This is a genomic window from Hymenobacter sp. B1770 (assembly GCF_049896385.1).
Classification (GTDB): domain Bacteria; phylum Bacteroidota; class Bacteroidia; order Cytophagales; family Hymenobacteraceae; genus Hymenobacter.
The window spans coordinates 23,399-37,072 of sequence record NZ_JAFCUF010000002.1; the positions used below are offsets into that span (position 1 = coordinate 23,399).

The 13,674-nt window shown below is 57.5% G+C and carries 9 protein-coding genes and 1 other RNA gene; 2 read left to right on the plus strand and 8 right to left on the minus strand.

The window, feature by feature from the left end; all coding sequences use genetic code 11:
- Positions 1–48 precede the first annotated feature (48 nt).
- From rnpB to ACP7AJ_RS04135, 5 genes are all read right to left on the minus strand, one after another.
- Positions 49–467: RNase P RNA component class A (gene rnpB, locus ACP7AJ_RS04115), an RNA gene on the minus strand.
- Between the two features lie 45 nt (positions 468–512).
- The gene (locus ACP7AJ_RS04120; RefSeq protein ID WP_426058926.1) at positions 513–797 is read right to left on the minus strand and encodes a DUF4242 domain-containing protein; all 285 of its coding nucleotides are present in this window, start codon (positions 795–797) and stop codon (positions 513–515) included.
- 134 nt (positions 798–931) lie between these two features.
- On the minus strand, positions 932–2,797 hold the full coding sequence (locus ACP7AJ_RS04125) for a M1 family metallopeptidase (protein ID WP_426058927.1): 1,866 nt from the start codon (positions 2,795–2,797) through the stop codon (positions 932–934).
- A gap of 146 nt (positions 2,798–2,943) precedes the next feature.
- On the minus strand, positions 2,944–4,152 hold the full coding sequence (locus ACP7AJ_RS04130; RefSeq protein ID WP_426058928.1) for a Smr/MutS family protein: 1,209 nt from the start codon (positions 4,150–4,152) through the stop codon (positions 2,944–2,946).
- Between the two features lie 133 nt (positions 4,153–4,285).
- A complete protein-coding gene (locus ACP7AJ_RS04135; RefSeq protein ID WP_426058929.1) occupies positions 4,286–5,275 on the minus strand; it encodes a DUF2279 domain-containing protein in 990 nt (329 codons plus the stop codon).
- A 153-nt stretch (positions 5,276–5,428) separates the two neighbouring features.
- On the opposite strand from ACP7AJ_RS04135, the gene ACP7AJ_RS04140 reads away from it, so the two are divergent.
- Complete coding sequence (locus tag ACP7AJ_RS04140) at positions 5,429–8,227, plus strand: alpha-amylase family glycosyl hydrolase (RefSeq protein WP_426058930.1); 2,799 nt, start codon at positions 5,429–5,431, stop codon at positions 8,225–8,227.
- A gap of 75 nt (positions 8,228–8,302) precedes the next feature.
- Here ACP7AJ_RS04140 and ACP7AJ_RS04145 read toward each other — a convergent pair whose 3' ends face one another.
- Complete coding sequence (locus ACP7AJ_RS04145) at positions 8,303–9,157, minus strand: N-acetylglucosamine kinase (protein ID WP_426058931.1); 855 nt, start codon at positions 9,155–9,157, stop codon at positions 8,303–8,305.
- A gap of 242 nt (positions 9,158–9,399) precedes the next feature.
- Between ACP7AJ_RS04145 and ACP7AJ_RS04150 the strand changes: the two genes are divergently transcribed.
- Positions 9,400–10,653: a T9SS type A sorting domain-containing protein gene (locus ACP7AJ_RS04150; RefSeq protein ID WP_426058932.1), complete on the plus strand. Its 1,254-nt coding sequence runs from the start codon at positions 9,400–9,402 to the stop codon at positions 10,651–10,653.
- Positions 10,654–11,003: 350 nt separating this feature from the next.
- On the opposite strand, the gene ACP7AJ_RS04155 is transcribed toward ACP7AJ_RS04150, so the two are convergent.
- Complete coding sequence (locus ACP7AJ_RS04155; protein WP_426058933.1) at positions 11,004–11,816, minus strand: SusE domain-containing protein; 813 nt, start codon at positions 11,814–11,816, stop codon at positions 11,004–11,006.
- Between the two features lie 220 nt (positions 11,817–12,036).
- Positions 12,037–13,668, minus strand: coding sequence for a RagB/SusD family nutrient uptake outer membrane protein (locus ACP7AJ_RS04160; RefSeq protein WP_426058934.1), 1,632 nt, complete (start codon positions 13,666–13,668; stop codon positions 12,037–12,039).
- Positions 13,669–13,674 lie beyond the last annotated feature (6 nt).

A 13,674-nucleotide genomic window follows, 5' to 3' on the forward strand; every position in this document is an offset into this window, starting at 1 on the left:
TACACAGTAAAAAAAACGGCCGCCCCGAAAGAGGCGGCCGTTTTTATTTTAGGTAATGGGTCTATAAGCCGGGTTTTGTCCGTACCCGAGGGCGCGTCCCCACCATTTATCTAGGCCAGTCCTCACGGAAAGGCTCCATCAACCTACCCGCTGGCGCCGGACGAGCCGCCCGGTGCCGATGCGGCCTAAGCCGCGCCGGCGTACCAGCTTATTTGGTCTTTCAACCCCTGAGGTTTACCCAGCCGGGACGGTCACCCGCCCGCTGGTGCGCTCTTACCGCACCTTTTCACCCTTACCGGCACCGGCCCGAGGGCCGGTACGTAGGCGGTAGTTTTCTGTGGCACTGGCTGTCCTGGGTTGCATTATGCGCGCCAGTCCTTCCCGTTAGGAAGCAGGGTGCTCTGCGTTGCCCGGACTTTCCTCGTCGCCATTCTTGCGTTTGGCGCCGCGGTGGGGCGACCCATCACTGCGGGCAAAGGTACAGCAGAATGCCCATGAAGCCGCATCTGAGTTCAAGCCACCGCCATTTCAGCAGTAGCTGGGCTGATAATAGTCGAAATTTTTGATACTGCGTTTGCTGGAAAGCCACCCTTCCGGGCGTGTTCGCGTACCATCTCCTCGTTGGGAGCATTATACACGCAGTAAATCTTATCGGTAGTCACGTAGCTGTGGTCCCATTGGATTTCAGGGCCCATCGTGTTCAACACTTCGCAGGAAGCTTGCGAAATAGCTTTTAGCTTTTCAGCTGTCAGGCTGCCAGCGCCGGGAATTTCCCGCTCGATAACGTACTGAGGCATGGCGTTTAGACATTAGGTTGATATGCTTACTAATATAAGCATTATCTGGCTTAAAAAAAAGACAAGCTGGGGGTTAAGAGAACCTCTCTTAACCCAGCTTTCTACTTAAAGCCTCCCACCTCGAACCTCACGGTTTACTTACCCTCCCACACATTATCCTGCGGGTAGCTATCCGACACCAGCGTGCTGCCCAGCGTCACGCGCTTCACGGGCTGCTTGGTAACGACGGGCACAGTAACCGACGTAGCGCCCGTTTCCCACACAGCGATGGTGCGGTGGATTTTCTGAGTTGAGTTGTCAGCGAAAGTTACCGTGAGGTCAACCGGGACGGGCTTGCTGCCTTTGGCTTGCACCACGATGTCGTAGCCGGCATCGGTTTTGTTCACGTTGGCAATGGCCAGGTCGGGGTAACCGTCGTCGAAAAACCAGCGCTGCCAGAACCAGTTGAGGTTGCGGCCCGCCCCGGCGTTCATGCTGTTGAAGAAGTCGTAAGGCATGGGGTGCTTGCCGTTCCAGTTGCGGATGTAGGTGTGCAGGGCTTTGGTAAACAGTTCGTCGCCGAGCAAATCCTTCACGTAGAGGTAGCCCATGGCGGGCTTGGGGTAGGAGTTCAGGAAAAACGGCACGCCGCTCTGCTGTGTGCTGAGCGTGACGATGGGCGCGTCGCTCTCCGTGGCGGCGCTGGCAGCGTAGCGGGCCACGCCGTAGTCGTCGACTATGGTGGGGTCTATTATCGGTGAAATCAGCCACTCGCCGATGGTAGCCCAGCCCTCGTCCATCCAGCCGTACTTCGTTTCGTTGATGCCCATGTAAAAGGGGAACATCGTGTGGAAGATTTCGTGGTCGGTGAGCTCAATGGCGTCTTTGCGCGTTTCGGTGGGGTTGTCGTTCACCATCATGGGGTACTCCATCTGGTCGAGGCCATCGAACACGGTTTCGTGGGCATAAGGGAAGGGCCACTTGGGGAAGGTGTAGCTCATGGCTTCCACCGTTTTGCGAGCGAAGTGAATAACTTCCTCGTAATCCTTGTGCTCGGGCTTGTACACGGCATCGACGCGGGTGCGGCGCTTGGTGGCGGGGTCTACCACGAGGCTCGTGGATTGCCACACGTAATGGTCGGCCGTGGCAAAAACGAAGTCGGTAACGTTTTGGGCCTCGAAGCGCCAGGTGTTTTGGGCGTTGGGCGCAGTGATGTCGCGACGCTTGGCGTCTTCGGCTGTAATGATGGCGGCTACAGCATCCTTGCGCTCGGCATCCTGCAGGCGCCGGGCGTATTTCTTAGTGAGCACCTGGCTGGCGTTTTTGAGGTCGCCGGTGGCCCACACCACAAAATCCTTGGGCACGGTGATGGCCGCTTTGAAGTTGCAAAAGTCATTATAAAACTCCTGGTCGCCGGTGTAGGGCTGTTTGTTCCAGCCATCGATGTCGTCGTAGACGGCAATGCGAGGAAAGAAATAGGCCACAAACGCTGCACCCGGCTCCACCTCGCCGGTGCGCTGGTGCGACCCTTTATTAAGCGTATAGGCGTAGGTGACCTGCACGGTAGCGGCCTGACGCGAGCCGAGTGGCCGGCGAAGCGGCACCGTCATGTTGGTAGCCTGAATAGCCAGATTTTTTACATCGAATACCTCGCCGTTGATGGTCAGAGCCGAAATGGTCATGCCTTCGCCCACGTCTTCGGGCGCGAAATTGCGAGTGCGCGGCGCGCCCTTTTGGTAAATGTTGGGATAGAGCTTAAACCAGAGCTGGCGAAGCGAGTCGGGGCTGTTGTTCTGATAGGTGATGGCCGCGGTGCCTGCTACAAGCCGGGTAGCCGGGTCGAAGCTGACGGTGAGGTTGTAGTCGGCGGTGTTTTGCCAGTACTTAGGGCCCGGCAGACCGGTTTCGGCGCGCGTGCCTTTGGTGAATGTAGCCTGGAGGTTGCGCGGGACGGGCAGCGGTTGCTGCGCCAGGGTCGCAAAGCTGAGGAGTGAAGAAGCGAGCAGTAAGGGCAGGCGCATAAATGAGATTGAATTGAAAAAAGAACGTCATGCTGAGCGGAGCCGAAGCATCTTTACCACGCAAGTAACTGATTTACTATTGCGGTAAAGATGCTTCGGCTCCGCTCAGCATGACGTTCAATTGAGTGGCAGGCAGAGCTACAAGTCTACTTCAGCCGCACCAGCGTGGCGCCGAAGCCGAACTTCTCCTTGCGGGCATCCTCGAAAAACTTGATGTCTTTGTTCCGGCTCAGTTGGCGGTGAATTTCCTTGCGAAGCACGCCATTGCCCATGCCGTGAATGAACACAATTTCGTGCATGTTGGTGGCCAACGCACGGCTCAGCGCATCCTCAAAAGCATCGAGCTGGATGCGCAGGATGGCCGTGTTCGACAGCTCCTCCTTGTTGTCGGGGCGCAGGGCCTCAAGGTGCAGGTCGAACTCGTGGGACGGGGCTACAACGGGCGAGGCAGGAGCAGGGGCTGCCGCCGCTACCACAGCGGCGGGCTTGGCCGGAGCGTCGCCGCTGAGCTGAGCCTTAAGGGCAGCGGCATCAACGCCGGCGGGCTTGGCCGGAGTGGCAGCAGGGGCTTCCTGCGTCAGTTGCTCGGGAGCAATAGCCGCAGCGGCTTTCTCATCCAGCTGAAACAGGTAGGCATCCTTCTGAATGACGGGTGCCGGGCGAATGCTGGAGTAAAACGTACTGGCCTTGAAGCCCTGGCGCTTGGTGAGCAGTTCGTAGGCCGCGTCGCCGTTGGCACGGTGGGGCAGGAGCTGAAAAATGACGGCGGGCCAGGTCTCAAAATCCTTCATGTGCAGGAAGGAGAGGGGCTTGGTGCTGGCTTTGGGGCCGAGCTTATCGGCTGCCAGGGCACGGTAGGGACGGGTGCTGGTTTCCTCGCCGTAGGTGTAGAGTACGTCGGCCTCGGTGTTGTTGATGAGCGTGACGGCCAGCAGCTCGGGCGACTGATGCACCAGCGCCAAAAACAGGCCTTTGGCGGCAGCGGCTTGCTTGCCTGCGGGGGCTGCGGTGCCGCCCACTTTGGCCACGCCCGCACCCTTGGAGGCCACGGCCGCCAGGGCTTCCTGCAGAGAAGGCTGCGCCGGCTTGGCGGCCGCTGGCTGGGAAGGCCGCTGGCTGCGGTCTTTTTTGCTGGCGTTGGCGTTTTTGCCGGGCACTTGTCCCACGCGGTAGTCGGGCGCAGTGCGGTCGAAGTTGTTGCCTTCTTCCTGGGCTACCACCACTACCTCGCGGCGCAGCACGGGAATAGTAAAATCATTGTCGATGGCTACTTCCACCAACTCGCTGTCGAGCAGGCGGGTAACAATTCCTTCTTCGGTGCCGGTGAGCAGGCGTACTCTATCTCCTACGTTCATAATATCACTGGTTTTCGCTGGCTAGCGCTGTTTTTCTTACGTTAGAAACAACGCCTCTGGCCGTGCGGGTTCTTCAAAAGTACGGTTCAGCAGGGGCCGGTGGGTCTCCCTACGGTTTTGGCCGGCCCACGCCTCACATATAGAGTCCGTGAAAACGGAAACCGTTGCGTCCATTGTACTCCAGCGCCGGGGCGGGTAAGTGGAAGATGCTAAGGGTGTAAAATACCTTTTTCAGAATTGGGCTCCGGGTGGGGATGCGCCGCAAATCCACATCCAGCGATAAATAATACTGGCGGTAGGAGCGCAGGCCCAGCGCGCGGTTGGTGGCTTCGTCGTTGTACACCATTTCCTGGCCGCTGTAGCCAACGGCCGGCTGCAGCCAGCGGGGCCAACGGTTGCCGGGCTTGAGAAACGCGCCCACATCGGTGCACAGCCAGTAGGTCTGGCCGTTGTAGTCTTTGAGCCAGCGCTCGGGCACACTGCGGCCCAGCACATTGGGCCGTAGCTGGGCATAGCGCGTGAGGTGAAACGACCACTTGGGCATGATGCGCACGTCGTGCCAGGCCAGTTGCTGGGCCAGCAGGGCTGCGGAGCCGAGGAAATTGGCCGCCAGGTCGGTGGCCGAGGCGCCGTAGGCGGGGTCGCGCCCGTCGAGCAGCTCCAAGGGGCTTTGAATGGCGAAACCCACAAAAGAGCCGTACCAAATAGATTTCTTTTCGCTCAGGCCCGCCCACCGGAGCATGTCGACGGCACCGCGGCTTATTTGAAAAGCCCCCCAGAAATGGCCGGCTTTGTCGAGCTGCTTCCATTCGGGCCAATCGTTGAACCAGTGCAGGGGCGCCCGCTCGCCGGTGTACCACGACGTGGTGAGTCCGGTGTAGATAATGCCGTAGCCGAGCGCCGAGCCGCCCGCCAGCAGGCGCAGGCGGCGCTTGCGCTGGGCCACCGAATCGAGGGGTACCGCCCCTGCCTGGGTAGCGAGCAACTGCGCGGTCACCGAGTCGGGTGGGGGTGGGGCTTGGGCGGCGCTGCCAAGGGGCACTGCCAGGAATAAAGAAGACGTTACTACTGCCGCTAAATACCATTGCCGCAGGGTCAAGAAAAAGCGGAAAGAAGGCATCATAAGGGCGCAAACTGGCTGTAAAGGTACGGTGCAACCTGCCTGCCGCTGGCAGCTAAGCAGTATCTTGCCGCTGGCTCTACCTTAGAGCCAGCGGCGTTCCCACCCGCCGGTTGCTGCAAATTCCCACCATCACTCCCACCCACAAATTTTTCAATGCAAACATTTCGACGCTTAACTGGCCTGCTGCTAACACTTCTGGCCTGGACGACCCAAGCACAAGTGGTCACGACCCAACCGGTCTTCTTCACGGAAACCACGCCGGTCACCATCACTTTCGACGCCACCCAGGGCAACTCGGCTCTGAAGGACTTCACCGGGCCGGTTTACATCTGGACCGGCACCGTGACCAACCTGAGTGCCACCAACACCACGTGGCGCAACGTGAAGAGCCCCAGCTTTGGCCAGGCCGACCCCAACGCGCTGATGACGCGCGACGCGACCAATCCTAATATTTACCGCATCACCTTCACGCCCCGCACCTTTTACCCGGTGCCCACCAATGAAACGATACTGCGGTTGGGCATGATTTTTAAGAATGCCGATGGGTCGATAGTAGGCCGCGCCAGTGATGGCGGCGATATTTTCATCGACGTGTACCAGGGCGGTGCGGCCGTGCGCATCACCAACCCCGCGCGCTCGGCCAACCCGCAGTTTGTGGCTGCTAACGCAGCGCTGCCCGTGACGGGCGAAAGCGCGCAGGCCGCCAACCTGGTCCTGACCCTGAACGGCACCCAGATTGCGCAGGCTGCCAACGCCACCACAATCAGCGGCAGTGCCACGCCAACCCTGGCCGGCCGCAATGTGCTGAAGATGACCGCCGGCACCGGCGCGACGGCCGTGTCCGACTCGGTTATTCTGATTGTGCGGCCCACCGTAACCGTGGCCGCCCTGCCCGCCGGGGCTAAGGAAGGCATTACTTACCTACCCGGTGGCACCTCGGTTGTCCTGGCCCTTACCGCACCTAACAAGCAATTCGTGTACGTTGTGGGCGAGTTCAACAACTTCCAGGCGGTTACTTCTGGGTTCATGAACAAAACCCCCGATGGCAACATGTGGTGGGTGCAGCTCAACGGCCTCACCCCCGGCCAGGAATACGCCTACCAGTACCTGATTGATGGCACCATACGCGTGGCCGACCCCTTCACAGAGAAGGTGCTGGACCCCAACAACGACCGGTTCATTCCCGCCATCACCTACCCGAACCTGAAGCCGTACCCTGCTGGGCAGACGGGCATCATGTCGACTTTCCAAACCAACCAAACGGTCTACCAGTGGCAGACCACCAACTTCACGCGCCCCGCCAAGGCCAACCTCGTGATTTATGAGCTGCACCTGCGCGACTTCATCGCCCGTCATGACTTTCAAACCCTGCGCGACACGCTGAACTACATTCAGCGCCTGGGCATCAACTGCATTGAGCTGATGCCGGTGAACGAGTTCGAGGGCAACGACAGCTGGGGCTACAACCCCAGCTTCTACTTTGCCGTGGACAAGTACTACGGCACAAAGGACGCCTTCAAGGCTTTTGTGGATGAAGCCCACCGCCGCGGCATGGCCGTGGTCATCGATATGGTGCTGAACCACTCCTTCGGCCAAAGCCCCATGGTGCAGATGTACTCCAACGGCGGCGAACCAACGGCCGATAACCCGTGGTTCAACCGGGTGGCGCGCCACCCCTTCAATGTTGGTTACGACTTCAATCACGAAAGCGCCCTCACGCGTGCTTTCAGCAAAAAAGTGATGGATTTCTGGGTGAATGAGTTCCGGGTCGACGGCTACCGCTTTGACTTGAGCAAGGGCTTCACCCAAGTAAATACGGGCAACGACGTGGGGGCCTGGGGCCGCTACGACCAGTCGCGCATCAACATCTGGAACGATTACAACAACCACATGCAAGCCAATAGCCCCGGCACTTACGTCATGCTGGAGCACTTTGCGGATAACAGCGAAGAAATTGTGCTCAGCAACGCGGGTATGATGCTGTGGGGCAACATGCACGGAGCCTACTCGCAAGCCATTCAGGGTCGCACCGGCAACTCTAACTTCTCGGGCGCCTACCACGTAGCCCGGGGCTGGCAGCAGCCCAACCTGATTGCCTACATGGAAAGCCACGACGAGTCGAGGATGGTTTACGAGGCGCTCAACTTCGGCCTCAACAACGGAGCTGGCTACGACATCAAGAACCTGCCCACGGCCCTGTCCCGCATGGAAATGAACGCCGCGTTCTTCTTCCCCATTCCCGGCCCCAAGCTGATGTGGCAGTTTGGTGAGTTAGGCTACGAAATCGACATCAATCTGAACGGCCGCACCGGTGCCAAGCCCATCCTCTGGAACTACCTACAGGATGCCAACCGCCGCCGTGTGCGCGACACCTACACCAACCTCATCGCCCTGCGCAAGCAGCCTGGCTACAGCAACGCCGCCTTCACGTCCCAGTTGGGCGGTCAGTCGAAATCGATGCACCTTACCAGCCCCACGCTCAACGTGACGGTGGTCGGCAACTTCGGCGTCTTCGGCGACCAGATTAACCCTCAGTTTCAGCAAACCGGCAAGTGGTACAACTACCTCACCGGCGACAGCATCACGGTGGCCAATACCAACGACTTGCTGACGCTGAACCCGGGCGATTATGCGGTGTACACCAGCACGCGCATTCGCCGCGTCGCGCTGGCCACGCGCGGTAGCCAGCAGCAAAACACCTTCCGCCTCACCGCTGCGCCCAACCCGGCCAGCGGCAGCACCACCGTTCGTTACGAACTGCCCGTGGCCGGCCCCGTGCAGCTGTCGGTGCGCAACGTACTGGGCCAGACAGTGCTGACGCTGCCTGCCGTGAAGCAAGCCGCTGGCGCGCGTTCTCAGGAGCTGCCGCTGGGAAAGCTGGCGCCGGGCGTGTACATGGTGCAGCTCCGAGCCGATAGCCGCCAGCAGATGCTGCGACTGGTAGTGGAATAAGGAAATAACATTGAGTAATTAAAAAGGCCCGCCTGACTTAACAGGCGGGCCTTTTTAATTACTCATTCTTGTGTTTTAGTTGCTTCTCACTTCTTCGTGGTATCCCACCAGGTCATCAATAGGAGACCGGATGATTTTGCCCACTTCCATGCCGTGCCTACGGGCTACCTGGGTGAGTACGTCGCGGAAATTGTAGCCCACCGAGCCTATGCAGTTGAAGGAGTAATCCTGATAATTGGGGTAGTGCACCACCAGGTTCTGGAAGAACGTTTCGAAGCCTTCGAGCACGATTTCGCGGCAGTAGCTCACGTTGTTGTGGTCGTAGGCGAATTTGGCAAAGCTGGCCAGGAAGCGGTTGGGCAGCGGCTGGTTGTATAGCCGGTCCAGAATATCGTTGCGGGAGCCCAGCTTGTAGGTTTCTTTGAACGATTCCTGCAGGCCATCGGGGAGGAGGCCCCGGAGGTAGTCGCGCAGCAGCCGCTTGCCGAAGTACGACCCCGAGCCTTCATCGCCCAGAAAATAGCCGAGTGAATCGACATTGTAAGTGATTTTTTCACCGTCGTAGATGCAGGAGTTCGTGCCCGTGCCCAGAATGGCAGCAAAGCCGGGCTTGCGGCCCAGCAAGGCGCGGGCCGCAGCAAGCAGGTCTTCTGTCACCGTAGCGGTGGAATTGGGAAAAACTTGACGCAGAGCAGCAGCAATTATTTCAGCTTTTTGAGGCGAGGAAACCCCTGCACCGTAGAAGTGAACTTCTTTGACTTCTTCCCGTGGCAAGTTGCCCGGCAGGTGTTTAGTAAGCGAAGCCGTAATAGTTGCAGTATCTACAAAATCAGGATTGTAACCTTCAGTGTTGAAGTACACTCGGTTTTGGGTGTCATCGAGCAGGCACCAGCTGCATTTGGTTGAGCCACCGTCGGCAATTAGAATCATATCAACAAGGTTGTGAATGGAGGGATGGCGAAAGTAGCAACCAGCGCGAGAACCGTGCGTACGTAACGAAAGCAATCAAGAAGATGCACCTTCACTCAGTGAATGATTATTTGAGTAGTCAGTTAGTGAGATAATTAACTATTTGGTTACATTTACAAGCCCTTCTACGGTACTTTCAGAGGTTCAGTAGAGTGCAAAACAGTGTTTTTTTCAATTCCCACCTTTTACAGTAAAAAACTGTCATGAAAAAACTATTTACTCTTGCAACTGCCGGCTTTTTGGCAGTTGGTGCGTTCAACGCCCAAGCCCAGGTCACGGTTGACGGCGAACTAACTGCCGCTGAACTCACTGCAGGCAACTATGTCTTAATAGGGAAAAGCGACAACTTCACCTTCACGGGCACTCAAAATCAGAATGATAACCGTCCTTTTGGTTCGCGTGGGTTACTTGGCCTTTACGTTGCCAACACGGCTACCAAAGTGTACATATTTCTTGGCGGCACTGTTGACCCCAGCAGCAATTCCTTTCAGATTTACCTCGACCTGCCTGGTGGAACTGGCGTTCCCGCTGGCACTTTTCTTCCTGCCGGATTTGGAGGTACTTCCTTCGAGAAAATTAACCGGATGAAATTGGACCAGACTGTGGATTTGGCTTTGGCTCTGCGTGGCGAAGGCACGCCTACTGCTCCTGCCCCACAAAATTACCGAGTTGAAGCTGCGGTGTTCACATCAGCCACAGCCGTACAAAGTCGGCAGGTAACTACGACCGCGGCTCCAGTTGTAGGAAACGGCACCGCTCGTGCCCTCGACCAAAGCATTACGGCGGCTCCATATGGTATGCTTGGCAGTGCTCGCATGGCTTACCGCAACTCTACTAGTGGCACAATCGCCACCAATCCTGGCAACGTTCCTCTATTCAATACCGCTGCTTATGCTGGAGTAGGCTCTCTCGGCTGGGAGATTGAATTGGACCGGGCTGCCCTTGGCGCGACTGCTGCTAATTCGGTCTTACGCATATTCGCCATTTATAACAACAGCAATGGCGGCTATGCTTCGGGCGAATTCATCCCTAAAGCTACAGGCGCATTGCCCGCTGCGCTACCTTCGCCTAACCTAGGTGGCGCTGATAACGGTAACGCAGGCAATGACGTAGACTTCGCTGCCATCCCGGGCGTGCAGTCGGCGAGTTTTACGCTGGGCGCTTCAGGTGTTCTTGGCAACAAGGCTGCTAGCGAAGCTGCTGTAGCCATGGGCGTGTACCCCAACCCCGCTAATGGCGTTGCTACGGTGGCTTACAATGTTGGTAGCCGTTCCGAAAAGGTAAACATTGTGCTGACCGACTTGCTCGGCCGTCAGGTACAAGTGCTGTCGTCCGGCATCGAGGCAGCTGGTGTGAAAACCAAAACTGTAAGCACTGCCGACGTTTCTGCTGGCACGTACCTCGTGCGTGTGCAGGTTGGCGATAAAGTGGCTACTCGCAAGGTGGTGTTGCTCTAAGTGCCCTCGCACCGATAGACAAAAAAAGGCCCCGCACCACTATTGGTGCGGGGCCTTTTTTTGTCGTGGCAGGAGCAAGAGTAAAATGCGTTGTGCTTTCCTCCAATGGCTCACGCACAGCCCCACATCGAGTAGGTTCAAGATGCTGAGCGGCTGTCTTATCCCAACCGCTAGCATTGGCCTCAGCGCGGCCAACAAATTGCGTTAGGAGCAGGATGCCAATTCTAATTAAGGACCAAACTCCTTCCTCCTCGGCCACTAATCATGCTTGAATGAGTAGTGGATGCCTTCAACAAAAAAGAGCCGCTGGAATACCAGTGGCTCTTTTTTGATTGGTAGTTCAGTAAAAATCAGGGAGTAATGGTCAAGCGCCCAGCAGATACGTTGGCGCCGGAGCCGGTTACCTCAAGCTTGATAGTGTAGGTGCCAGGGATAGCAACCATGTCGGAGCCATTGAGTGTCAGTGGAATAGCTCCGGCGAAGGGGTTGCCGCTGCCGCCCAGGTTGATGTCCCATTTTTTGTCCTTGCGGAATTTAAAAGCACCAGCGTTTAGTGTGGTTCTTAGTACATAAGCCTTGGCGTCGCAATCCCAGTTCAGCACACGGTCAGTATCAGTAGCACCAGGCCAGCCGTCGCCGGCCGGGCCAACCAGGCCCCAGGTGTCTGTGTTGGGGGGCAAGCACACCTTGTAAGGCGTTACGGTCATCTGCACCGGGTTCGATACGAATGCCTGCGCATCCGTGCCTACTACGGCGGCTACGCGGACAAAAACCTGAGCAGCAACATCGGGCGCCAAGCCCAAATTGAGTAGCGCCGAATTGAGCTCCTCGACTGTTACAGATTTAGTATTGCCCGCGCCCGCTTCAATATTGGCAGGGTAACCAAACCCAGTGGCTGACTTGGCCACTTGCAGCCGATAGCTAGCGGCTGGAGGCGTGTTACGGTCGGTCCCGCTCAGGGTAAAGGAGCTAATGGGATTCCACGTGAACGTCGCTGCATTCCGGGCGCTGTTTGCTTGGGTTAGCACAACGGTATTTGCCGAAGTGCTGAGAGTGATGGTGTTGGAGGGCGTAATAGTGACCTTGTCCTCATCTTTTTCGCAAGATGCAAGAGTGGACACTGCCAATAAGCCTGCCACCACTTGGGTAAGCCAGTTCTTCATGATTAGTGATTCTAAAAAGGGATTAACAAGAAATTACTTACTCCACCTTATGGCACGCTGTAGCAAAGGCAAGGGAGTGGCAAAGCTTGCGTCAACCCAAACAGATGTGCTGCTGGCCGGTACAAGCATAAAAAGTGGTGAGAAAGGCAGTTCTTGAAATGTATGATTTGAAAGGCAAATGAGGATGGACCGTTGCACACGGCCCATCCTGTTGGGCAGGTTAGTACCCTGCGTTCTGCCGAAGGTTGGGGTTGGCCGTGAGGTCAGAAGACGGAATTGGGAAAATCGTCCGGAAAGACTCTACGGCGCGGCCTGCAGCTACACCGCCCTTCCAGGGCCAGAGGTAATCAGCTGTCGTGAATCGGTTGTAGCGGATGAGGTCGGTGCGGCGCGTGCCTTCCCAATGCAACTCGCGAGCGCGCTCGTCGAGAATGAATTCCGGGGTCAACTGCGCAAGGGTAATGGCGCTGCCCGCGGCGTTGCGGAAAGCCCGTGCCCGAATCTGGTTTACATAGCCCAGCGCAATAGCACGGTCGGCGTTGCCACGTGCGGCCGCCTCGGCATAAATCAGCATCATGTCAGGCAAGCGCAGCATTGGAAAATCAACGCTGGAGAAGTTCAGCGAGCCGCCCAGGCCAGTACCGCTCGAAGTAACGTTGCGGTATTTAACCACACCCAAGCCCTGGGTAAACTGGCTGAGGTCGTTGATGGCCAGCGACTGGCCACGGGTCCAGAACCGGCCACGGGTGTCACGAGTTGTATCACCGCCCGCCAGGAAAAACTTATTGACCAGCGCGCTGGTAGTGCGCAGGCCACCCCAACCGGTGGATTGACCTACGTAGCGCTGCCATGCACCATCGGCGCCGCTGGTGGCGCCGTTGATGAGGAAAGTGGTGCCGCCGTAGCTCTGAACGCGCGTGACGTCGAAGATTACCGGCCAAATGATTTCATTGGCAGCAGGAGGCAGGTGATTGTCAGCCAGGAAATTGCGGCCATAGGCCGAAGAAGCAGCACTGGCGGTGGTCGAAAGCGTGTAGCCCGAATCAATTACCTTTTTAGCTTCTTCAGCAGCTTTGGCATACTCGGGGGTGCCGGTGTAAACGCCGGCGTTCAGGTACATACGGGCCAGGTAACCCTGAGCAGCAGCTCGGTCAATACGGCCATATTCGTTGGTACGGGCAGGAGCCAGCTCGCTCGATATGGCTTGCAATTCAGATACTACGAAGTCATAGAGCTGTTTGCGGGTATAGTAAGGAGGGCGCGACGCGCCGACGGCGTCGTTCTCAGAGACGAAAGGACCGTTGCCAAACAAGTCAATGATGTGCGAATAAGCTACGGCCCGCAAAAAGCGCGCTTCGGCCCGGAACAGTTTGCCCTGCGCCTGCTCCCCGCTGCCCAAGCGGCTGCTGAGCTTGTCGTCGGATGCTTCACGGATGAACTCGTTGCAAATGGCTATTTCGTAGTAGCACCGGTTATAGAGGCCGCGGAGCAGGGGGTCGTTGGCATCCCAGTTCATGTTGTGCCACTCCTGCACGCCGGGGTCGTTCCAGGCAATTACTGCTTCATCGGTGGTAAGCTCCTGGGCGCTCCAGTACTGACGGATGTAGTCCGAAGTACCCGCGTCAATGCCCCTGATATCGCCGGAGCCAGGGCCGCTTGGGCCGGTGAGGGCAAAGCCGCCGTACAGCTTGGCAAGAACTTGCTTATAGCCGTTCAGGTCCACATACACCTTGTCGGGCGTGAGCTCAAACTTGGGGGTCTGGTCCAGGTCTTTCATGCAAGACGTGGTGAGGCCAAGCAAAGCCGTGCTCAGGGTGAGGGCCGTTAGCCCACGATATAATGAATTTTTCATGAATGG

Bases quoted from the DNA above. Each gene is read 5' to 3' on its own strand.
- ACP7AJ_RS04120 (WP_426058926.1), bottom strand. From the start codon at position 797: ATGCCTCAGTACGTTATCGAGCGGGAAATTCCCGGCGCTGGCAGCCTG.
- ACP7AJ_RS04125 (WP_426058927.1), bottom strand. From the start codon at position 2,797: ATGCGCCTGCCCTTACTGCTCGCTTCTTCACTCCTCAGCTTTGCGACC.
- ACP7AJ_RS04130 (WP_426058928.1), bottom strand. From the start codon at position 4,152: ATGAACGTAGGAGATAGAGTACGCCTGCTCACCGGCACCGAAGAAGGA.
- ACP7AJ_RS04135 (WP_426058929.1), bottom strand. From the start codon at position 5,275: ATGATGCCTTCTTTCCGCTTTTTCTTGACCCTGCGGCAATGGTATTTA.
- ACP7AJ_RS04140 (WP_426058930.1), top strand. From the start codon at position 5,429: ATGCAAACATTTCGACGCTTAACTGGCCTGCTGCTAACACTTCTGGCC.
- ACP7AJ_RS04145 (WP_426058931.1), bottom strand. From the start codon at position 9,157: ATGATTCTAATTGCCGACGGTGGCTCAACCAAATGCAGCTGGTGCCTG.
- ACP7AJ_RS04150 (WP_426058932.1), top strand. From the start codon at position 9,400: ATGAAAAAACTATTTACTCTTGCAACTGCCGGCTTTTTGGCAGTTGGT.
- ACP7AJ_RS04155 (WP_426058933.1), bottom strand. From the start codon at position 11,816: ATGAAGAACTGGCTTACCCAAGTGGTGGCAGGCTTATTGGCAGTGTCC.
- ACP7AJ_RS04160 (WP_426058934.1), bottom strand. From the start codon at position 13,668: ATGAAAAATTCATTATATCGTGGGCTAACGGCCCTCACCCTGAGCACG.